The sequence below is a fragment of the Laspinema olomoucense D3b genome, assembly GCF_025370785.1.
GTDB lineage: Bacteria > Cyanobacteriota > Cyanobacteriia > Cyanobacteriales > Laspinemataceae > Laspinema > Laspinema olomoucense.
Genome location: NZ_JAMXFA010000006.1, coordinates 65,180 through 87,791 on the forward strand (window position 1 = coordinate 65,180; position 22,612 = coordinate 87,791).

The window sequence follows — 22,612 nt, forward strand, 5'->3', positions numbered from 1 at the left end:
CCTCAAGGGCGGGGAGGAAAGCGGACAAAGCCCGAGAAGCGCGGGCTAATACAGAAAATCGACTTTTACCAACCGGATTTGGTATAATAACTTAGGGTTGAGTGAGGATGCTGAAGCGGTTAAAAATAGAAAAACGGGAGTTGATGTTTAAGAATACTTATCTCACTTAAACTAGCTTTTACCCGCAGCAGTAAACCCGGGAAAGAAAAACTATGTTCCTGGACAAAATTTTTGCTCAGTCGCCCTCTATTCCGCCCAGAAACCTGGTGTTTTATTCGATTGATTACCGTTAAAGTTCCCCTATTGTTTGACGATTTCACTGCGGGAGGTTTTGGTTTTTCGCAGGGGATTCGGGCTTAATTCCGGGGGGAGTGCGGTGACCGATCCCCATTGAGTGACAAACTGAGTGAGTAGCGCTTCTTGTTCAAGGCGGAATCCCTCCAGGTTACTGCCGCCATTCATAATCACAAACCAGACGGAACCCTGGGTTTGGGTGGGTAATGCACCGGCTAAGGCACTCACATAGTTCAGACTGCCGGATTTGACGACGGAGAAGCGGGGAATTTGGCGTTGGTTGAGGATGCCTTCATCTTGTCCGACAATGGCGATCGCATCCCCAATGGTCAGGTTATGGGGTTGTAATTCCCGTTCTAATGCCAGAAATAGACCACAGGCGGCGCGGGGGGACATGATATTTTCTTCGGCTAATCCGGACCCGTTGATCAGTTGGATTTCTTGGGGGGGAACTCCGGCAGCAGCCGCAGCTTTTTGGGCGACGACTTGGGGACCTCCCACGGCGTCGGCAAACATTTCCGCCATAGGATTGTTGCTGTACTGATTCATGCGTTTGAGGAGTTCCACCACGGGTAGGGAATAATGACGTACAAGGGGTTGGAGTTGACTGGGGGGTGCAGAGGCGACTCGGACTGTACCGGCGATCGCCACTTGGGGTCGGGGGGTATCTGGGGGTAAGGTTTGATATTGGGTTTCAGCTTCTGAGGGCCAAATTTGCCCATTAATACCTTCGAGGAAGAGGTTACCGGCGATCGCCGGGTCTGTCTCGAAGTTCATATAAAATTTGTCCAGAATCACCAGATCTCCGGTTACCCGCTGAATTCCCATTTCGTTGAGGCGGTTGCCGATCGCCATTGCTTCTTCCCAAACAAACAGGGGGTCGCCTTCTCCTTGGATGACTAAATCCCCTTGTAATTCGCCATTTTTAATGGGTCCAGTTGCCCCAATTTGGGTGACGAATTCGTGATCGGGACCGAAGGTTTGCAAGGCAACGAGGGAGGTGGCGATTTTAGTGAGAGAGGCAGCAGGGAGGGGGGTGGTGCCTTGATGTTGGGCGAGGAGGGTCTGCCCACTTTGCATCCAGATGCCTTGATTTTCTCGGGCAAATCCTTGGGAGGAGAGGGTGTTGAGATATTGGGCGATCGCAGCGGTAACCGTGGGGTCAGGGTTGTCTAAGGGGGCGATCGTCGGAATTTTTGGAGGTTCGGGAGTCGGAATTTCTGGGTCCGAGGCTGCTGCCGAGGGGACTTCAGTTTGGGGGGCTTCTGAAGGATTGCAAGCCGTTATGAGTACAGATAGGGTGACCAATACGGCAGCAGTCAAACGGGAAGTTCTTAGCATAGGGAGGGAGCAAGTCAGTGCAGGTATTCGACACAGAGGATAGCATAAGCCTTGAAGGTTCATCCTATCAAATCCTTAGAGTATCCGCACCCAGTGGCGATCGCCCCTTCACCCGCAACCAATGACCAATGACCAATGACCAATCCCTCTCTCCTCACTTCAAAATTCTCACGTTCGCCCATTCATCTCTAGCAAATTTGCGGATTGCGTTGAGATAGCCGGTATGATACGTTGAGAGCCAATTTCAAGTTATGCATAAAATCTGGAGGTTAAGCGCACAAATGAACCGCACATTTGGGCAACTGTTAAACAGGAGAACAATCCGTCAAATTGTAATAGGCGCAGTCGCCTGTTTGCTCGTGGCTTGCTTAAACAGTATAGCACAAGCCCAAGGCCAGGGCATCAATTGTGGGAATTCATCCCATTGGGTGACAGCTTATAATAATCAGCAGGTGAATCACGCTCACATTTTTTGTGGAGAGGTGAATCGAGAGGGGCGTTTGGTGGGATTTCATGCGCGACCCCGGGGACAAAACCCCTCTACTGTCCGCCAATTTAGAGTCACTCAATCGGTGAATAATCAGGGGATTTACGGGGGAGAATGGAGTCATACCTCCGGGGGCGGAAGCAAGTTTTCAACCATGTTTCCCGATCGCTGTAGTGCAGAACAAGTGATCAATTCCATTGCTTATGCCGAAGCCAATCGGGTACAATGTCCGGACGGCGCACCGAATTGGGCCTGGTGCGGATTAAATGGGCCGACAGACAGCAGCCAGCAAACTCGGTTTTGTACCGCGAATAATAGCAGTTCCTATCGGATTGCTGGGGCAAGCCTTCGAGATGGTAAAATTAATACGGGCTTTCCCTTAAGGTAATCAAGATTATGACCGAACAAGCGTGGAATGAAACGGACTGGTTTGACCAAAGTAATGCTCATCGGCGGGTTTTAGAGTTTCTGACTCTGGATATTCAAAATAGCCAAGAATGGGTTAATCAGTTATTAGACAAAATAGAAGCCCTAGAGACAGGAAAAATTTGCGAATGGACGCGATCCGGAAATGCCTATTATTTGATTCTTTCACCGCAAACTGTGACGATAGAGAATCTCTTGGTGGACGCTGAACCCATCGAAACAATTTCCTTAACCCAATTCAAAGAAGCTGTTTTAAGATGGCAAGAACAGCTTGACAATTCAATTTCTGATTTAAGGACTATTTGAAGAATTACCCAATGATTTTAGGGGACCTTTAAAAGAGCTAAAGTTGCTGATTTTTGGGCAAATTCGGAAGCCCTATCGGGTACAATAGATCTAGCCGGGGAAGAAGGGGGGAAGATAGGGCATTGCCTTATTCCTACCCTGTCCCTCGGGGCAGTGAAAAACAGCATAATTTAGTAATTGGTGGGGAATTTTATGACTAAAGCTGAACTCACCCCAGAACTGCAAAATCCCATAGGGGTGGAGGAGGAATGGACTCCCCCGATGCCTCCTACGGATTTAATTTTTGATGATGGAGAACCCTTGGAAAGTAATCGTCACCGGATCGCCATGAATGTACTGATTGCCGCAGTGCATGAAGCCTTTGCTGGGCGGCAAGACTATTTTACTGGGGGCAATATGTTCGTCTATTTTAGTAGCGAACAAGCCCGAAATCGGGATTTTAAAGGCCCGGATTTTTTTGTCACCCTTGATGTTGATGGGACAAAGGAACGGCAAGGGTGGGTCGTTTGGGAAGAAGAAGGACGCTATCCCAATGTGATTGTAGAGTTCCTCTCCCCCTCTACAGCGCGCGAGGATCTCGGGCATAAAAAGGACATTTATGAACGGGTTTTTAGACTCCCTGATTATTTTGTTTATGACCCATTTGCGCCTGATTCATTGCGGGGATGGCGGTTAACGGGACAAGGGTATGAGGAGTTACCTAAGGACGATCGCGGTTGGTTATGGTGCAATTCTCTCGGGTTTTGGTTGGGAACTTGGGAGGGAACATTGCAACAGGAAACAGCAACTTGGTTAAGGTTTTTTGATGGCGAGGGAAGTTTGATTTTGTTGCCCGAAGAACTGGCTAAAATTGAACGCCAACGGGCTGAGGATGAACGCCAACGGGCTGAGGATGAACGCCAACGGGCTGAGGATGAACGCCAACGGGCTGAGGAAGCCCTCTCGGAATTGGAGGCACTTAAAGCGCGACTGCGGGAGAAGGGCATCGATTTAGAATCCCTATAATTGCGGTCATGTAATACTCATAAATTTCAAGTAGGGGCGATTGATAAATTGCCCCTACTTTTTTTGTAAATAGAACAGAAATAGAACAGGATGTGATACAATTTGGAGGAATATAGGGACGCAGGCTGATTAATTCAAGGGACGATTTTGAAGACGACGAATTTCGCGATCGACGCTGACGCCAATTTTGAGGGCTTGATTGAGCAATCGCCCATATTCGGTAGCTTCGTCGCTAATTTTTAAGTGATTTAAGGTGGCTAGATTATTTTCTATTTTAGCAAATAATTCATAGCGACGGTCGATGAGGTCTTGATTTTCTCGGAGAATTCTATCGGTTCGCAAGCTACCGAGTAAACTCTCGCGGGTGATGCAGAGGGCTTCAATAACTTCCTGACGATCGCTGAGTTGGATGTTGGCCCCGGCTGCTTCTATTTTATCTAAAATATCGAGCGATCGCACGACTTCGTTATATTTTTGAATTTCATCCAGAAGGGTTAAAAAGGTCTGGAATTTTTGCGATCGCCTCCATAAATACAAGTTAAGAAGAAGGGTCGCAACTCCAGCAATTCCGCCGGTGAATAGCAGAAAATAAAAGGTTGTCGCCATCTCTTGTCCAGAGAGTCCGGAATTGCGAACCATTAAAATTCCCAGGGGGGTGAGTAAAATGAAGAAGACGACCAAGATAAACAACTGGGCGATCGCAAAGGATAGGAGTTTGTTCAAATTTTGGAGGAAAGCAGGGCGGTAGGCTAGACTTAACCCAATATCATTCACATCTACCCCCGCGATCGCCTCTAGTTCGCTGTCGGTGACGATGGCACTTTCTAAATCGGGGCGCATAAACTCTTTAATCCTCCTATTCTCTCCTGATTTTGTCAAGGGTTATACCCGGCGATCGCCCTGGGTTTAATAACCCAATAACCGCCCCACGATTTGCAAGACATTGACGTAAAAATTTCCTTCTAAATCTCTAAACAGTTGAAAATCTCCGGAAGACCCAAAAAACGGTCTTAGGGTCCAAGCCATTTGGGTCCCCACAAAGGCATAGAGCAATAACCAAAATTGTAGCAATTTAGTTCGCGTATCCTGCCCGGTTATTTCCGGTTCTGCTAGTAGCTGCATTCCTTCATAAAATAATTTGATGCCCAAAAATCCGGCTAACCCTAAAATGGCCACATTCAACAACAGAAAAAAATCATAACTTTGGGTACTTATCAGGAAAAATAGGGTAATTGGGGCAAACCCAAAGAGGATGGCGCTCATAATGGCTTCCGCAGTCATCAGTAAGGTTAAATACTGGGTGAAACTCCGCTTTGAACCAAAAATGATACTAAAAATGTATAACGTCGGGAAGCAAATCAGCAAGGTTAGGAGATAAAGGGCCGGTAGTTTAAAAAACGAAGAAACAACTTGCATCCAACTATGAGATGCCCCGATAATTGCCCCATAGATTCCAAAAAAACCGGCACTCGATATCAATAAAGCAACGATTTTGTTGTTCAGCTTTATACCTTTGTGGATTTCTTCCAAAAAGGATTGGCGATCTTGAAGTAGTTTAACCAGCACTGAAAAGTAATTCATGATACTTCCTGTCAGGTAAGGCTTTGGCTTTAATTTGGCGATTTTAGCATCTAGGTTCTGGACTGTCCGGAATTATTGCGAATTCTTAACAGTCGGTTGCAAAAAGTAATCAAGTCCGATGGGGCGATCGCCTGGGGTTGCTTCCTCGCCAAACCGGGAGATTGACCGTTGAGAGGTACATAAACTCCAAAAAAATTGACAAGCTTTTCTGAAAATGAATTAAAATAGCAAGAAACTGGTTTATTTTTTTAGGAGGTACGACCCTGAATCCCTCAGATTTTTCTGTCATTCCCGAACCCCCTGCCGGGTTTAAATCCGGGTTTATCGGGATTATCGGACGGCCCAATGTGGGCAAGTCTACCCTGATGAATCACCTGGTGGGACAAAAAATAGCGATTACTTCCCCAGTGGCGCAGACGACCCGAAACCGTTTACGGGGAATTTTAACAACGCCAGAGGCTCAATTTATTTTTGTGGATACTCCGGGGATTCACAAACCCCATCACCAACTGGGAAAGGTGTTGGTGAAAAATGCGATCGGGGCCATTTCTACCGTGGATATCCTGCTGTTGATGGTGGATGGTTCGGTGGAAGCGGGGGGAGGCGATCGCTTTATTACGGAAATTTTGCTGCAAACCAAAACGCCGGTTATTCTCGGTTTAAATAAAATCGATTTACGGTCTAGTTTATCCCGTTCACGAGATGTAGAAGTCATCGATCGCAGCTATCAGGAACTCGCGGACAACCTCAAGTGGCCGATCGCCAGATTCTCAGCCACTACTGGGGAGGGACTGCCGGATTTATTAACTTTACTGCGCGATCGCTTAGAACCGGGCCCTTATTACTATCCCCCAGATTTAGTCACTGATCGACCGGAACGCTTTATTATTAGCGAACTGATTCGGGAACAAATTCTCTATTTAACCCGAGAAGAAGTGCCCCATTCCGTTGCCATTAGCCTGGATCTCATGGAAGAAACGAAGGATTTAACCCGGATTTTAGCAACTATTTATGTAGAACGTCCCTCTCAAAAAGGAATTATTATCGGCAAAGGCGGACAAATGCTCAAAGCGATCGGGTCGGCGGCCCGAGAACAAATGCAAAAGCTCATTGAGGGTAAAGTTTATTTAGAAATCTTTGTCAAAGTCCAACCCAATTGGCGACAATCTCGCATTCAGTTGGCGGAGTTGGGGTATAAAATAGAAGATTAGAGCATCAAGACAGCATTCGATGTTTATCCAAGACGTAACCCTAATTACAGATTCACTCCCAAATGTAGGAGTGAATCTGTAATCTTGTTCGGGGAATTTCATGCAATACTCATGCTGTAGTACAATGGGTGAGAGATTGAATCCGTGATGAACTGATGGCCCGCATACCGACGATTAGCTTTGACCGGGGAACTTTGTTGCTGCATCCACCACCGCGAGGTAAAGGGTGGATTGATTTTGCCACTTGGGATGAACGGGTGGAAAAGTTTCGCGTTCGTGCGATTGACTATCGTCCGTTGATTGAGGCGCTCAAAGCAGAAGGGACGGAATTTATTGACGAGGCGAAAGGGTTTGGACCGCTGGATCTGGTCCCGAGCTTTGAGATGCCACCTTATCAACATCAGGAAGAGGCGCTGACGGCATGGAAACAGGCGGGACGATGGGGAGTGGTGGTGCTGCCGACTGCGGCAGGGAAGACGTATTTGGCCCAGTTGGCGATGCAGGCGACCCCGCGCACGACCCTGATTGTGGTGCCGACGTTAGATTTGATGCATCAGTGGTACGCGCATCTGGCAGCGGCGTTTCCTGATGTAGAGGTGGGGTTGTTGGGGGGTGGTTCTCGGGATAAAAGTCCGATTTTGGTGGCAACGTATGACAGTGCGGCGATCCATGCGGAGGCGTTGGGGAATCGCTATGCGTCGATTGTGTTTGATGAGTGTCATCACTTGCCGACGGATTTTAATCGGGCGATCGCGGAATATTCGATCGCGCCTTATCGGTTGGGGTTAACGGCGACTCCTGAGCGATCGGATGGCAAACACGCGGATTTGACGCAGTTAATCGGTCCGGAAGTTTATCGCAAAACGGCGGAAGATTTAGCCGGTGGTGCTTTAGCAGAACATGAAATCGTCCAAATTAAAGTTAAACTCTCCAAGTTAGAACGAGATCGCTACGATCGGTTAATTAAAACGCGCAATGAGTTTTTGCAGCAATCTCACATTGCCTTGGGCAGTCTTCAAGGATGGCAGCACTTTGTTCAAGCTTCGGCGCGATCGCCTGCGGGACGTCGGGCTATGTTAGCGCATCGGGAAGCCAAGGAAATCGCCCTGGGAACCGATGGAAAAATGCGGATTCTTGCGGATTTACTGGCGCAACATTCCCCGGAACGAATTCTAATTTTTACCGCAGATAATGCTACGGTTTATCGCATTTCTCAGGACTTTTTAATTCCCGCCTTGACCCATCAAACTCCGGTCAAAGAACGTCACGAAATTTTGACTCGTTTTAAAGAAGGAATTTATAAAACGATTATCGCATCTCATGTTTTAAATGAAGGGGTAGATGTGCCAGATGCGAGAGTGGCAATCTTGCTCTCGGGAACGGGTTCGACCAGGGAGTATATTCAACGGTTAGGACGAATTCTACGCAAAGGAACCCAGAAAAATAAACGAGCAATTTTGTATGAAGTGGTGGCAGAAGATACAGCAGAGGAAGGGACCTCGCAACGGCGGCGTGGTCTTGGCCAAACGAGGCAAACCAACCCTCAAACCGGACCGAAACCGCCTGAGTCTAAACCCCAGCCATTAAAACTGCTACCGGGTTCCTCGCCGCCGACTCCCACGCCTACGCCGATTTATGGGGTGGGTAAAGCATCCAGGAAAAAAGCGGCAGAACGGGCCTCGGAATGGGGGGAGAAACCATCCAAATCCTCCGAACATTTGGAACAGGTTTCGAGTCCAGACTATCCAGAGAATGAGTTTCCTAAAAGCACTTCTGAATCGGACGAAGGAAGCGATAACTAGCCTAGATAAATCTATGAAAAAATCACTCGTAGGGACCGTGGGATTAGGGTTAGGGATGATGTTGTTCATGAGTGGCTGTAAGCTGTTGGAACCCTTGGCGATCGCCCAGGGGGTGACTTGTCAGGATGAGCAGAATCAAGCTACTTACAACCGCCTGTTTGAATTACGCGATCGCGCTCAAAATCATATCCAATCCGGCAAACTGGAGCAGGCAGCAAAGGACCTGATTGAGCTATTTCAAGGGATGCAAACGGTCAGTCCTCGGCGAGATACAGTCCTATCTTTGATTGAAATCGTCACTGGCACTCAGGCACAAGAGGGGATGTTAGAAACCCTGGTTAATCGCCTAGTGGAACAGGGAAAGGGTTCTCAGGCGGTGTCAGTCCTGGATGCGGCAGCGGGAGTGAGTAATAGTTTGGATACGGGATATAGCTATGGCAAAACCCGGACTTTGGCAGGAATTGCGCGGTTGTATATCCAAACTGAACAGCGCGATCGCGCCAGGACAACCCTCGCCCGTGCTATTTTAGCAGAAACGGGCATCCGAGGTGCGGCCTTTAAAACCAAGGGATTAAGTGAAATTGCCCGCACTTATATTGCTCTAGGAGATACCCTTCAAGCCTCACAAATCCTGGGGCGATCGCTCCAGCAGGCTCAATCCATCGTCTATCAGGATGCCTACAGTCAAGCTTGGGATTTCCAACCCCTCGCCATTTATTATGGTCAAGTTGGACAATTGGATAAAGCTTTAGAGCTGGCTAGGACAATTCCTGAGCCTTATTATCGCAATGAGACTTTTGCCAGAATTGCCAAAGATGTGGCGGAGCAAGGTAACATTGAACGCGCCCATGAAATTGTTTTAAATGGCGTCAGTGACACGGAAATTAATGCCCGAGTTTTGGCAGAAATTGGGCTGCGATCGGCCAAACAGGGACAAAGCGATCGCGTGATTCCCTTATTTACAGAGGCTTTGCGTCAGGCCAATTTAATCTCGGATCCAAACACTCGTATGGTTGCCCTTTCCCCCATTTTAATCCACTATGCGGAAGCGGGATATCCGGACCGAGCTTTGCAGGAAATTACCCCCCTAGAAAGGCCGGAAATAAAAGCCAAAGTCCTCAGCGCTATTGCGATTGAATATGCCACCCAAGGACAACGGGAACAAGCTTCCACCATCGCCGGACAAGCTTTAGAAACCGTCGGGACAATTTCCGAAGCCCATGAACAACAATTTCTGCTGATGGACATGGTTAGAGATTATACTCGGTTGGGACTCTATGAAGTGGCAATTAAAGCTGCCCAACAAGTTCCTTATCCAGAAAAAAAACAGGCTCTTTTGTTAGCCTTGGCAACTGAAGCCGCAAACCGAGGGGATGATGAAATAGCGGTGAAGGCTGCGGAAATTATGCCGATCAACTTAGTTGCTGTGGCTTTTATCTATCAAAATATCGGCCAACTGGAACGGGGGAACGAACTCTTAAACCGAGGGATAAAATCCATTGATTCCCTAGAAACTAACGAGCTAAAATTTGAAGCATTTGCCTCTCTTGTGGTAGAATATGCCAAAGCTGGACAACAGGCTAAAGCGGAAGAGTTATTTACCCAAGTCCTCTTAATCAGCAACCAGGTTCAAGAAAACTCTTATGCCTGGGTGACGGTATTTGACCGGCTTGTGGAGGGTGGACTGGATGACTTGGCCTTGCAGCTAGTCCGCAGCATGAAGGAAGAATATTTCCAAAGCTCATTAATTAAGAGGCTGGTGGAAACGTTCATCCAAGGGGGACAAATTGATAAAGCCTATCAGGCGATCGAGTTGTTGAAATCCCCGGCGGAAAAAGTTACGAATTTAATTGCTATTGCCGATCGCAGTCTGAAGGCGGGAGAGCAAGATGTTGCTCGGGAAGCCTTAGACAAAGCCTTTGAGCTGGCACGGACCATTCCTGGGGAAGAATCTAATGTTATGAGATTTGGGGGACAGATGGATGCCGAGGGGAATTGGTTTGGTTACACCGAAGTAGAAGACCCGATGGATCGAGGGAGTTTGTATGAAGAAATCGCCATCCGGTTCGGGCAACTGGGAAAGAAGGACTCGGCGATGCAGGTGGTGCGATCGCTGCAAAGTCAGACCCTGCAAAACCAAGTGCTACAGCGGTTAGCCTGCTATCGGTAAATCCCCCAGGCGATCGCCTCTCCCCGGATTAAGGGGTATGACGCGATCGCACCGCAAGGCGTTCGACTACAGCGATTAACTCCGCTGTATCCAGAGGTTTCGGGAGGTGGATATCATATCCGGCTTTGAGGGCGCGGGTGCGGTCTTCTGACCGGGCATACGCTGTGACTGCGGCTGCGGGTAAATATCCCCCTTCCGATAATTCCATTCTTCTAATGTGATGGATCAGGGTATATCCATCTTCTTCCGGCATGGCGATATCGGAAATTAGCACTTGGGGGTAAAATTGGGGAATCGCCATCAGGGCTTGGCGGACCGAGGCGGCTGCCTGGACCTGTGCACCGCACTCTTCCAGGACGAGAGTGAGTAAACCCCGTGCATCGGCTTCATCATCCACCACCAGCACCCTCACACCATCCAGAGAATTCTTGGCGTTTGACTCCTGGGCAGGCTGTAAACTGAGGGGATTAGATTCAGTCGGTTCTGGAAGCTCACACCGAGGCATCAGAGGCAGTTCCACCGTAAACATCGCACCTTGACCCAATCCAGGACTGTCCGCTGACACTGTACCCCCGTGCAGTTCCGTGAGGTGTCGCACGATCGCCAGTCCGAGTCCGAGTCCATTATAGGCGCGGGTGCTAGAACTGTCCGCCTGCCGGAAGCGATCAAAAACATAGGGCAGAAATTCTGGTTTAATCCCTTGCCCTGTATCCACAATGCAGATTTGTATAGAAGTTTGGAACTGCTCCAAAATCACCGTGACGCAGCCCTCTGGGGGGGTAAATTTAATGGCATTGGAGAGTAAGTTCCAGACAATTTGCTGCAAGCGATCGCGATCGCCAGAAACGGGACCGGCATGGCGATCTAGTTGTGTTTTCAGTTGAATATGTTTAGCCTCCGCAGCGGGACGAACCGACTCGATCGCATCTTCAATCACCTTCAACAGGGAAACCGAGGTCACATTCAGACGTAATTTCCCCGTAATGATCCGGGATACATCCAGCAGATCCTCGATCAATTGAAACTGTAATCGGGCGTTGCGTTCGAGGGTTTCCAGGGCTAATCTCATTTTTTCCTCAGACAGTCGGCGATTGCGTAAAATCTGCGCCCATCCCAGAATGGAATTGAGGGGGGTTCGCAACTCGTGAGAGAGGGTCGCCAGAAACTCATCTTTGAGCCGGTTGGCATCTTGAGCTTCCCGATAGAGACGGGCATTATCTAAGGCGATCGCCGCCCGATGAGCCAGCTTTTCTGCCATAATCAGGTCGGTGTGATCATAGGAACGACTGCCCGCCTCTAACACAAACGTGATGGTTCCGAGGGTTTTTCCTCGGGCTTTGAGCGGTACACACATTCCGCTATGGAGGCGCAACTCGCGCAAAATTCGCAAATGTTCTGCATCCAATGCAGCCTCAACCAACAGCGAGTCGGCAATATGCGGATACAGTTCCGATTGTCCCGTGCGCAGGACGTTAAGTTGCCCCGTTGTCATGTCTTTTTTCGGAGGGTAGCGGCGAAACAGTTCTTGGGCGAGTTCTTCTTTGGCGGGGTCCATGTGAGCTACCGCCAGCCGCTCAATTGTACCATCTTTGTCCACCACATCGATCGCACACCAATCTGCTATACTGGGGACCGTGAGATGAGCCAGACTATCCAGGGTGGTTTGGTAGTCGAGAGAATTCGCCAGAATACTGCTCGCGGTGGCTAAAAATCGCTCTTGCTGCTGCGATCGCTTGCGATCATCAATATCGGTAGCTGTTCCTAACCACTTGCGGAGGCGATCGCCCACTCCCGCGATCGGATTCATGCGGAGGATGTGCCAACGGTAGTGTCCTTCGGAACTCCGCAAGCGCACCTCTATTTCGTAGCCGGTTGCCGTAGTGAGAGCATTTCGCCAATGGGCGACAGCTTCTGAGCGATCGTGCGGATGAATCCACTCTAGGGCAGATCGTTGCAGAATTTGTTCTAAACTCAGCCCAATATAATTCACTCCACTGGGGTTGCAATATTCCAGTTTTCCTTGCAGCGTAAACAAAAATATCATTTGGGGGAGAGCTTCCGCTAGGGAGCGATACAGTTCTTCGCTGTTGCGGAGGGCTTCTTCGATCTGTTTCCGGTGGGTAATATCCACAAAAGCTCCCACCGTTCCTCGGGTTTGCCCATCTTCATCTAGGATCGGAGCGGCATAAGTTAGGAACTCGATCACTCTCCCATCTTCATGGATAGCATCCACTTCAAACTCTAGCACTTCGACCTGATGTTTAGCCGCATAACGCATAGGAAGCTCGTCGGGAGCCAGTTCCCGCCCGTTGTGGTACAGCTTAAATCCATGTGTCCTGGCTTCAGGTAGGGGGTTAAAATGGGGAACACTCGGCGATGAAATTCCTAAATTGTGAGCCAGAACCGAATTAAACCGGATCTTTTCACAGTGAGGATCTTCCGAAATGGCAATCCCAATGGGGATAAACTTGAGCAGGGTTTGTAACTCTTTAACCCGGCGCTTCAAGGTACGATTCAGCTTGAGAATTTCGCTCTGTGCCCACTGACGCAAGGTGATATCGGTTGTAGCGCCGATCCATTTATAGGGTTGTCCCTGCTCATCCCACAAAGCCGTTCCCCGATCGCTCCAGTAAAGATAAATCCCATCGGCCCTTTGGATTTGGTACTCTTCATCAAAGGGCTCTCGGGTCTGTAAATGCCGGTCTATCGCATTTTCGACTCGCTCGCGATCGCTCGGATGGAGGCGATCGAGCCAAGCTTGGCGAGTGCGGGCAAATGGGACCGCCTCATATCCGAGTTGGTCGTCAATGTTCCCAAACCATTCCACTCGTCCCGTGGCAATATCCCATTCATAGATGAGATCACTCGTATTTTCCGCTGCAATACGAAACCGTTCCGTGGATTGGCGCAAGGCAGCTTCAGCAGCGTAGCGATCGCTGATATCAATGCCCGTGGCGATGATATACTCCATCTCCCCTTGGGCATCGCACAATACCGTATTCGACCAGGCGATCGCTCGTCGGTCCCCATCTTTGGTTACCCAGTCGTTAATATACTCGTTGGGCGTCACTGTTGAGCGCAGGGTCTGAAACACTCGCTTGATGGACTCGATTTCCTCGGGAACCACCAACCGATCCCAAACATACAACCCCTGCACTTCCGCAAAAGAATAACCTGTGGTGGTTTCGCAAGCTTGGTTAAAACCCACAATCCGACCTTGGCGATCGAGAATCACAACTAAATTGGGAATCGCATTCACCACTGCCGCTAAAAAATCCCGTTCTTGGTGAAGTTCCATTCTGGCTGATTGTGCGCCTTCACCCTGTTCTCGGAAATACGCACAAAGCCCGTCTTCCAGGGGATAAAACCGCACTTCAAATCGTTTTTGTAACGGGGGATAATCCTCTTCGAGTCCGATTGTTCTTCCCTCTGCCAATGCGCGATGATACCCCCGGTAAAAGGAACTCCCGACACTTTCGGGAAAGACATCCCACACATACTGTCCCACCAGATTTTCGGCCCGGTGAGTGAGCAGTTTTGCCCCGGCAGGATTAATATAAGTATAACGCCCCTGGCGGTCAAAACAGGCAAACCCATCGGTGATACTTTCTAGGAGGGTCAAGGTTTCCTTCTTGGGCGCTGTGGTGAATGGGTGTCGAGTCTGTCCCTGAAGTTCGGGTCCCTGATCCAATTCAGCGATTTCTAAGTGAGTGCTGACCCGAGTCAGCAATTCATGGATAGAGGATGAGCGGTGGAGAAACTCTGGCCCCCAGTCAGTTTCTGTCGTCAACTCCACAGATTCCCCTTCGATCGCCGGAAGGGGAAACCGGATCACTGGGATATCTTTTCCATTCACCCTCGCCCTTAATTGCTGTACCCACTCTAAATCCTCGATTTCTGGGACGATCGCATCGGTGAGAATCGCCGAGGGGGAGAAATCCCGGGCAGCATCCAGGGCGGTTGTGCGATCGCCTGCAGTTTTGACGTGATATCCTCGGCGTACCAATTGGGACTCTACATAGTCCCGACGTACCGAGTTATCATCCACCAGCAAGATCCGCGCAGGCGGTGCAGATTCCCGCTCACGAACCTCTAATGATTCGGGGAGTTTTTCTTCGTTCTTTGAGGGTTCATTTCTGGGCGTAGGCAGGGCGATCGCCGTCGTCAAGACCCCACAAACTCCATTCCCTTCATCGTATATGGGACTGTGAGAAAGATTGAACCACCCCACCACCTCCGACCCCGGGCGATCGAACAACAGACAACAATTCTGTGTTCCTGTGCCCTCTCCACTGCGGAACACTCGTTCTAGCATCGGAGAGAGGATGCACCAGGTTTCCCGCTTGAGGACCTCTGCTGCCGGTTTACCTAGGTAATGCGGATGATTGTGGTCCCCCAACCACCCCAGGGCCGCCTCATTGTAAATCAGGACCAGTTCTGGACCCCACCAGATCAGGGTCGGAAATTGGGAAGCAAGACCCAAACTCACCGCTGTCCGCCAACTGGGGCCCCAAGTCTCAATCGCACCCAGAGCTGTGCTGGACCAGTCACAAACCTTGCTTAGGCTGTCCAGATAAGCGCTATCTGTCCATCCCAATTGTTCTCTCCTTATCTTCCGCTTGGCTGGCTGCTGTTCCATCATTTACAGAGGTCCTGGTGGTTTGGGTGGTCAGACTCGCTCACTTGCTAATCATCGTGTATCTACTAATCTTGGGTGTACATTTTTTTCGTGAATTTTACATCTACCAAAGGAAGGATTCACTACAAAAAAAGACTCAATGCCTGGATTATTTGTATTTAAATGCCATTTTTTGGGCAATAAATTTCCGCCTAATTGAGGGAATTTGATCGCAAGTCCTCACCCTCCTTGAACACCCCTTTCGAGCCAGAGTGAGCGCTGAGACGGCCTATAAATGGGGGGATCAGGCCACAATTGAGGGATTAGAGGATGGGGACTTGGAGAAGGGGAGGAGGATTATTGACATAAAAAATCAATAATCTTGGGGTTTTAACTGCCCACTACCGGAGTGAAATATAGGCTTGATGACGATCGCGAGGTACTCCCTGTTTGTTGAACACCGGGCGGCGATCGCTTCGGGGATTCCGTTACTTTTGAAGCGATTGTAGTTCCCTTGGGTCTCCCTAAAATTGGCCCTTTTGTTCCTTCCGTCACCGAGGCGATCGCGCAGGATCAAGTGAGTACATACCGCCGCTCAGGACCATTCCCCTACCGGGAATTTCCTAAATTTTACGGTTTTCTGGGGGACAATTACTGATTGTGTGAATACCACCCCAAAATAACAGGCACTTGTTATTTGGGGGACTTTCTGAAAGTAAATTCACCCGGAAGGAATACGGCATTTTCCTATCAATTTAGCTGGGGATAGGGTAGGCATCCGAACTTAAGGACAGCCATAATTCTCATGTTGAAGTCACTCTCAAACTGCCAATGGGGGATAACGATAGCAAGTCGTGATATTAGATCTCTTGCAAACAAAGGATTGATCCCCCTAACCCCCCTTTCCAAGGGGGGCTTTAAAGAATTTTGCAAGAAGTCTATTGAACAGGAGCAAGGATAACGGCAGCAAGCCCGGACGTTGAACAGTGGAGGGCCTCGGGCTGAACTGGGCGGTGTCTGGGAGGAAAAATTTAACTGACCCCTTGACAAACCTGGGGGCAATGGTTATATAATGGTTCTCTAGTCTAAAGTTATAACTTCAGTGCTAAAAAGTAGCAGTTTGTAACAAATGACTTGACGCGGGCGTAATTCAGTGGTAGAATGTCAGCTTCCCAAGCTGAACGTCGTGGGTTCGAGTCCCATCGCCCGCTTTTTGTGCGGCTCCCTTTTATGGTTTGCGCCTAGGGTAGCGAGTAGCTTTCCTGCTTTCCCAGGTTTCACTACAATGGGAGGATTCGCAGTTTAGCAACTCAGAAGAAACGATGGGATATTCGATTGAGGTCTATGACCACAACTTTGAGCAAGAAGTCTTAGAAAAGTCTTATGAACTTCCGGCGATCGTGGACTTTTATGCGGTTTGGTGTGGTCCTTGTCAGATGTTAAAACCGATGTTGGAAAAGGTCGCCTTGGAATATGATTGTGTGGTGGCAAAGGTAAATATTGATGAAAATCAATATCTAGCACAAGCATTTCGGGTGGAAGGAGTACCCGATGTAAAAATCATCCGAAATGGGGAAGTTTTGGATGGGTTTGTGGGGGTGTTACCGGAACCCCAATTGCGAGAATTTTTAGCAAATTGTGATATTAAGTCGAGTTTAGACGAAGGACTGGAGGCGATTCGTCAGTTACTTTTAGGGGAAAAGCGCACCGAAGCTGAGGTGATGTTTGCATCCCTGTTAACAAAATATCCCCTGAATAGACGGTTACGATTAGAAGCGGCAAAGTTCTATATCAGTCAGGATGAGTTGGGAAAGGTTGAGGAACTTTTAGAGGGAATTCAATCCGATGAACCGGAATTTTTTGCGCAAGCGCAAGCAGTGAAGGCGTTACTTGAGTTTAAAAAGGAATGTAATCATCCTTCAGGAGAGAGTGAATTGGACCGGATATTTTCTCAGGCATCTTGTTTGACTGTAGCAGGAAACTATGAGGAGGCGTTGCAACTTTTCCTAAAAATTGTGGAAAGCGATCGCAGTTATAAAAAGGATGGAGGCAGAAAAGCCATGCTGTCTATTTTTGAGCTACTGGGAAATGACCATACTCTGACGAAGGTTTATCGACGGAATTTAATGACGCTGCTATTTTGAGGGATAGGGGTAATGCTGTGCGTTCTGGATTGAGAATGCACCGACTTTTGGACCGATCGCACCCCGGATACTCAGAAATCGGGGGAGTCGGTGGGAAATTTTCCACAAAATTGACTGGAACTCATACTGGGGATCGGTGCGATCGCCGGTTTCCTGATGTCAAGATCGAGGAAATGAAGAAATGAGTTGCAGATTTAGGAAGTCTACCTCAATTCCAATTTTTTGACATCTACCCGAGGGTAGAGTTGGGGTGAAGCCTTTTTTTGCTGAGGAATTCATGAACTGCTCGATCGCTAACAGGTGAGATTGATGAAACTTTATTATCGTGGTGTCAGCTATGATTTAACGCCTCCCGTGAAAACCCCACCGGGGGAAATTTCTGGAACCTATCGGGGTAAGTCTTGGCAGTTCCAACAAGGGGATTTATCAGAACAATGCGGGGAGTGCGATCGCTGTCACTTTTACTCCGGAGATCCCCACTTACTCTGTGCCATACATCCCCACGGTCCAAATGCGGAAAATTGCCCCGATTTCCGGTTAAATCTCCAGCATACACCTGTTAACCAGCAAGCTTTAAAAAGCCATAAATTATCCCAGTTTTAAACGTTTTTATATTTCCAAGGAGGATAGGGATTGCTCTTCCTCCTTTTTTTACATTACAGGCCAGTTTAGGCAATGTTTGGGTTAATAAATAGCCGTCTTAGGTTTATATTTAACTAACAGGGAAACTAATCCTGCCCCTATAAATAATCCGACTCCCGTCGCCCAATAACCCAAGCTAGTGGGGTTGACCATTCTCAGGACGGTGAGTTGACCAATGCCATAAAATGCCTGTTGAATAAACCACCACATCACATAAAATAAGGCGGGAACTTCGATAGGAATAAACAGGATGAATAAGGGTAAGAGGGTTTCGATTTTAGCTTTGGGAAAGTTCAATAAATAAGCGCCCAAAATGGCCGAAACTGCGCCATTAGCCCCGACGACGGGGACTGCTAAGTTCGGGGCGATCGCCACCTGGGCGATCGCGGTGAGGATGCCACACAAGACGTAAAACAGCAAGAACCGGCCATGTCCGAGAATCTCTTCAATCCGCTTCCCAAACACCCACAAGAACAGCATATTCCCCAAAATTTGACTAAAACTGCTGTGGAGAAACATTGAAAACAGCAAGGGACCGGCAGACATGACAATTAAGGCCACCCAAGCAGCAGGACTGGGATTCCGAATCGCATCGGTGACTACAGAAGTCATGCGATCGCCGACGACGCCCCAACTTTGCAAAAAGGCCCCGAGTTGGCCCGTTGCCTCTAGTTTGAGTTCCATCACAAACAGGGCCACATTTAACCCGATGAGGCCGTAGGTTGCCAAGGGGGGATAACGATTGGGGAGATTATCATCAATAGGGATCATGGCTGGATTTTATGATTTTTCTCTATCTTGACTCCCTATTATGGACGTAAAAACGGGGGGGTGATATTTCAGGGTGACGCTTTCTGTTTTGTGACCCTGGGGCGATCGCCTCACTTTATGAAAAATTTACTCCTTTGGGTAGATGCCGTACCGGGCTTTGTGAGAATAACCCGAGCTGGCGATCGCCCCTGAACCCCCAATTTCTCTGTTTTTCCCTTGGGCCTCCTCTCTCTTCTCTGGTTTCAGCCTGCTGCTCCTATTTTAACCTCTGTAGAAAAAAAAATATTGTTTCCCTAGAGAGGGACTTTTTTGACTCCACTTTACGAAATTTTTAATGATTTAATTTATATCTTTATCAAAAATTTATATAAATTTTGTCTAAATTTGGTAAAAATTTAAACTCCGAGTCGCGCCACTGATAGCACTCTTTCTTGTTGATTGACCCATTCTCCTTCCTACAGCTTTCGGTGTAAGGAGATTAAGGTCATTTTTTATAATCTTTCGAGAGATAGATATACTTCCCCCCCCTCAGAGGGTAGATCTAAAGAGATAGATTGATGAGTGACCCCGAAGGAAATTCAACGTCCATTTAACTAAATCCAGTGTAGCCTATTTACATCCCTCGACACTTCCCCAAAAAACACTTTAACCAGATTTAGAAGGTTTTTGACCTAATTTTAAAATTCTTGTTTGAACCCCCTTTCTTAAACATCAAGGAGAAAATTCCTATGGTATGGAGTAATGATTCATCAATTTATGAAATTCTAGCGGGACTGTCTGAAGCAGATATCCGGCGATCGCTAGTAGGGAACAATACCCCAATCAGAGTGGGAACCGATGATGCGATCGCCAGTGATTCACCCAACGACTTGCTATTGGCAGGTTCCGAAGATGATTTATTAATTGGTGATGTCGGCAACGATACTATTTATGGGGGAAGCGGTAATAACACCCTGTCTGGAGGAACGGGTCATCTGATCGCAGAAGACTGGGAAGGAGAGGACTTTTTAATAGGGGGTTCCGGAGATGATCTAATCTTTGGAAATCAAGCAGATGATACCCTCTATGGCGGTGATGGAGACGATACCCTCTATGGGGGTAAAGATAGCGATCGCTTGGAAGGCAATGGCGGAAATGATCTTTTATCGGGTGACTTAGGAAGCGATACCCTCTCTGGCGGTGAAGGACAAAATCGCTTTCAAATTGGCAGGCGGTTTGATGTTCCCGGATTTCTCAGTACCGGAGGACCGACCCTGGATCATGCAGACTGGATTATGGACTTTACCCCGGGTCAAGACTTAATTGAACTGCTGGGGGAACTGACATTTGATGAATTGAATATTTTTGCGGATACCGGGGAAAATGCAGGGGATACTATCATTCAAGATACAATGACTCAAGAGTATTTAGCCATTGTCAAAAATATCCCTCCCGAGGCGATCGCCCGCGATAATTTTTGGCCATATTCTCAACCACCCCTCCCATCCTTACCCCCTCAAAACCCCCGGATAAACCCCTCTCTACCTCTTGAGGACACTTCTCCTACCGATGTGGTTTCTCCCGGTGAAAAAGTTTCTCCTATTAAACCCAACCCCTCTTCGGCGGCGATCGCCTTCAGTACGATTCGCTATACCGTCCTAGACGATAATACCCCCGCCCTAGAAATTACCTTAATTCGCCAGAATGCTCTTCATAAAAAAGTCAGCGTTACAGTTACCCTCCACAAGGGCATAACAACAGCTTCAGCAACTTCTGAAACCACCTCTGCTATTCTCCCCTTTAACGAGGAAGAAACAGCAAAAACTGTGACAATTCCCCTGATTAAAAATAAACAAGAAGACCTTAAAAGCACCTTTTCTCTCCTTTTAAGCAACCCAACCGGAGGGGCAAAAATTGAGCTAACTAATCCCGTTATGGTGACCCTCCCAGAACAGCAACAGCCCGAATCGATTATCTTCAATGACGACAAATTGAGCGAAATTGAAGAAGAGGAACCCTCGGATTTAGAACCGGATATTTCCTCAGAAATCGAAGAAGAATCCTCGGATTTAGAACCGGATGTTCCTCGGGAAACAGAGGAAGAAGAACCATCGGATTTGGAACCGGATGTTCCTCGGGAAACCGAGGAAGAAGAACCATCGGATTTGGAACCGGATATTTCCTCAGAAATCGAAGAAGAAGAACCTTCGGATTTGGAACCGGATGTTTCCTCAGAAATCGAAGAAGAGGAACCCTCGGATTTAGAACCGGATATTGCCTCAGAAATCGAAGAAGAATCCTCGGATTTAGAACCGGATGTTCCTCCGGAAACAGAGGAAGAGGAACCATCGGATTTAGAACCGGATATTTCCTCAGAAATCGAAGAAGAAGAACCCTCGGATTTAGAACCGGATGTTCCTCCGGAAACAGACGAAGAAGAACCATCGAATTTAGAACCGGATGTTCCTCCGGAAACAGACGAAGAAGAGGAGGAACCCATCCCTGACGAGGATGAAACTCCCCCTATTGAAGATGAACAGGGGGAGGATACCAGTGGCGAAATAGAGGATGATCCTGTGGATGAGGAAGGGGATGATGGTAGCGGTGATGACAGTGAAATCAGCACCACCGCCAATTATTCTGACGCGGCGAGTGGGATTATTGCCGACCTGTCAGAAGGCGTTGTTACCCGTTTATTTACCACCGATGAGGATGTTCCTTTCAAGATTTTGCCTTTAGGAGATTCCAATACAAGGGGCTATCCTAATCAAGCAAGTATTGGGGGATATCGAACCCGCCTGTGGGAAAGATTAGTGGTAGATAATGGGTTTAATATCGATTTTGTGGGGCAAGCTAAAAGTGGACCGGAAGATATTGATAGAGACCATGAAGGCAGGGGTGGATTTACTATCCCTCAACTCATTGAAAATAGCAACAACTTTTCGGGATTTAATCAGCCCGCAGCCCCCCTTTATTCGACCATAGAAAATGCGTTAAATTACGCCCAACCCGATGCGATTTTATTAATGGCGGGTACGAATGATATTCTTCAAAACAAACCTGTAGAAACAGCCCTCACCGACCTAGGAATTCTAGTGGACCGGATTATCACAAGAATGCCCGAAGTCCAAGTGCTAGTCAGTTCCATTATTCCCCATATTTCTAATGAGCCAACTTTGCAACAGCGGACCCAGGAATTTAGTCAAAAAGTAGAGAAATTTGTTGTTGCACCCCGCGCCAACAATAACCCAAATATCCGGTTTGTGGATATGTTTAATTTGCCCTTCGTCGCCGGAGACTATGACAAGGATGGTATTCACCTAAATGCTAGTGGATATGATAAACTCGCAGATGAATGGTATTCCGAAATTCGGATGTTACCCAGCGGTGAAGAGAGCCTCACTGATGTGCAAAATATCATCGGTTCCGCTTATGATGATACTCTCATCGGAAATGATGCATCGAATAAGATCCGAGGCGGTGAGGGTAATGACTGGCTGATCGGGGGTGCGGGTGAAGATACCTTTATTTTAGCGTCCGGGGAAGGAACAAACACGATCGCGGACTTTGAAAGCGGTAGCGATCGCATCGGACTCACTAACGGATTGCAGTTTGAGCAGCTTGTCATTTCCCCTGGCAGTGATGCCAGTCAGACTCAGATTGCGATCGCCAATACCGGGGAATCCTTGGCAATCCTTCGCGGTATCCATGCCACCCTGATTAACGCTGATGATTTTATCCTCGTTTAATCAATACCCTATCGTTTGTTACTTTAGCAACAAACGATAGGGCATCTAAATGAATGGGACAATTCCCCCTGCAGGAGTGAGAGCAT

General features: G+C 48.1%; 14 protein-coding genes and 1 tRNA gene. 10 read left to right on the forward strand and 5 right to left on the reverse strand.

Annotated features, from left to right (window positions below):
- Window positions 1-300 precede the first annotated feature (300 nt).
- Window positions 301-1,635 (reverse strand): D-alanyl-D-alanine carboxypeptidase, encoded by a 1,335-nt coding sequence (locus NG792_RS05960; protein WP_261199804.1) that lies wholly within the window; start codon window positions 1,633-1,635, stop codon window positions 301-303.
- A gap of 281 nt (window positions 1,636-1,916) precedes the next feature.
- Between NG792_RS05960 and NG792_RS05965 the strand changes: the two genes are divergently transcribed.
- From NG792_RS05965 to NG792_RS05975, 3 genes are all read left to right on the forward strand, one after another.
- Window positions 1,917-2,510, forward strand: coding sequence for an EndoU domain-containing protein (locus NG792_RS05965; protein WP_261234835.1), 594 nt, complete (start codon window positions 1,917-1,919; stop codon window positions 2,508-2,510).
- 8 nt (window positions 2,511-2,518) lie between these two features.
- Window positions 2,519-2,854, forward strand: coding sequence for a YacL family protein (locus tag NG792_RS05970; protein ID WP_261234836.1), 336 nt, complete (start codon window positions 2,519-2,521; stop codon window positions 2,852-2,854).
- 192 nt (window positions 2,855-3,046) lie between these two features.
- On the forward strand, window positions 3,047-3,859 hold the full coding sequence (locus NG792_RS05975; protein WP_261234837.1) for a Uma2 family endonuclease: 813 nt from the start codon (window positions 3,047-3,049) through the stop codon (window positions 3,857-3,859).
- Window positions 3,860-3,988: 129 nt separating this feature from the next.
- Here the strand turns inward: NG792_RS05975 and NG792_RS05980 are convergent, their stop codons facing one another.
- On the reverse strand, window positions 3,989-4,699 hold the full coding sequence (locus NG792_RS05980; protein WP_261199808.1) for a hypothetical protein: 711 nt from the start codon (window positions 4,697-4,699) through the stop codon (window positions 3,989-3,991).
- Between the two features lie 66 nt (window positions 4,700-4,765).
- On the reverse strand, window positions 4,766-5,440 hold the full coding sequence (locus NG792_RS05985; RefSeq protein WP_261234838.1) for an actin-binding WH2 domain-containing protein: 675 nt from the start codon (window positions 5,438-5,440) through the stop codon (window positions 4,766-4,768).
- Between the two features lie 347 nt (window positions 5,441-5,787).
- Here NG792_RS05985 and era point away from each other — a divergent pair, with 347 nt between their 5' ends.
- The 3 genes from era to NG792_RS06000 all read left to right on the forward strand — a co-directional run bounded on the left by era (window position 5,788) and on the right by NG792_RS06000 (window position 10,623).
- Window positions 5,788-6,651: a GTPase Era gene (gene era, locus NG792_RS05990; RefSeq protein ID WP_435387566.1), complete on the forward strand. Its 864-nt coding sequence runs from the start codon at window positions 5,788-5,790 to the stop codon at window positions 6,649-6,651.
- A gap of 155 nt (window positions 6,652-6,806) precedes the next feature.
- Window positions 6,807-8,453, forward strand: coding sequence for a DEAD/DEAH box helicase (locus NG792_RS05995; RefSeq protein WP_261234839.1), 1,647 nt, complete (start codon window positions 6,807-6,809; stop codon window positions 8,451-8,453).
- Between the two features lie 13 nt (window positions 8,454-8,466).
- On the forward strand, window positions 8,467-10,623 hold the full coding sequence (locus NG792_RS06000; protein ID WP_261234840.1) for a tetratricopeptide repeat protein: 2,157 nt from the start codon (window positions 8,467-8,469) through the stop codon (window positions 10,621-10,623).
- Window positions 10,624-10,651: 28 nt separating this feature from the next.
- On the opposite strand, the gene NG792_RS06005 is transcribed toward NG792_RS06000, so the two are convergent.
- Window positions 10,652-15,265 carry a PAS domain S-box protein gene (locus NG792_RS06005; protein WP_261234841.1) on the reverse strand — a complete coding sequence of 1,538 codons (4,614 nt, stop codon included), beginning with the start codon at window positions 15,263-15,265 and terminating at the stop codon, window positions 10,652-10,654.
- A 1,115-nt stretch (window positions 15,266-16,380) separates the two neighbouring features.
- Between NG792_RS06005 and NG792_RS06010 the strand changes: the two genes are divergently transcribed.
- The 3 genes from NG792_RS06010 to NG792_RS06020 all read left to right on the forward strand — a co-directional run bounded on the left by NG792_RS06010 (window position 16,381) and on the right by NG792_RS06020 (window position 17,988).
- Window positions 16,381-16,452, forward strand: a tRNA-Gly gene (locus tag NG792_RS06010).
- Between the two features lie 111 nt (window positions 16,453-16,563).
- The gene (locus NG792_RS06015; RefSeq protein WP_261234842.1) at window positions 16,564-17,385 is read left to right on the forward strand and encodes a tetratricopeptide repeat protein; all 822 of its coding nucleotides are present in this window, start codon (window positions 16,564-16,566) and stop codon (window positions 17,383-17,385) included.
- A gap of 309 nt (window positions 17,386-17,694) precedes the next feature.
- Window positions 17,695-17,988 (forward strand): DUF4278 domain-containing protein, encoded by a 294-nt coding sequence (locus NG792_RS06020; protein WP_261234843.1) that lies wholly within the window; start codon window positions 17,695-17,697, stop codon window positions 17,986-17,988.
- An 81-nt stretch (window positions 17,989-18,069) separates the two neighbouring features.
- Here NG792_RS06020 and NG792_RS06025 read toward each other — a convergent pair whose 3' ends face one another.
- Entirely contained in the window at window positions 18,070-18,798 is a 729-nt protein-coding gene (locus NG792_RS06025; protein WP_261199815.1) for a rhomboid family intramembrane serine protease, read from the reverse strand.
- A 728-nt stretch (window positions 18,799-19,526) separates the two neighbouring features.
- Here NG792_RS06025 and NG792_RS06030 point away from each other — a divergent pair.
- A complete protein-coding gene (locus tag NG792_RS06030; protein ID WP_261234844.1) occupies window positions 19,527-22,526 on the forward strand; it encodes an SGNH/GDSL hydrolase family protein in 3,000 nt (999 codons plus the stop codon).
- The last annotated feature ends 86 nt before the right edge of the window (window positions 22,527-22,612 follow it).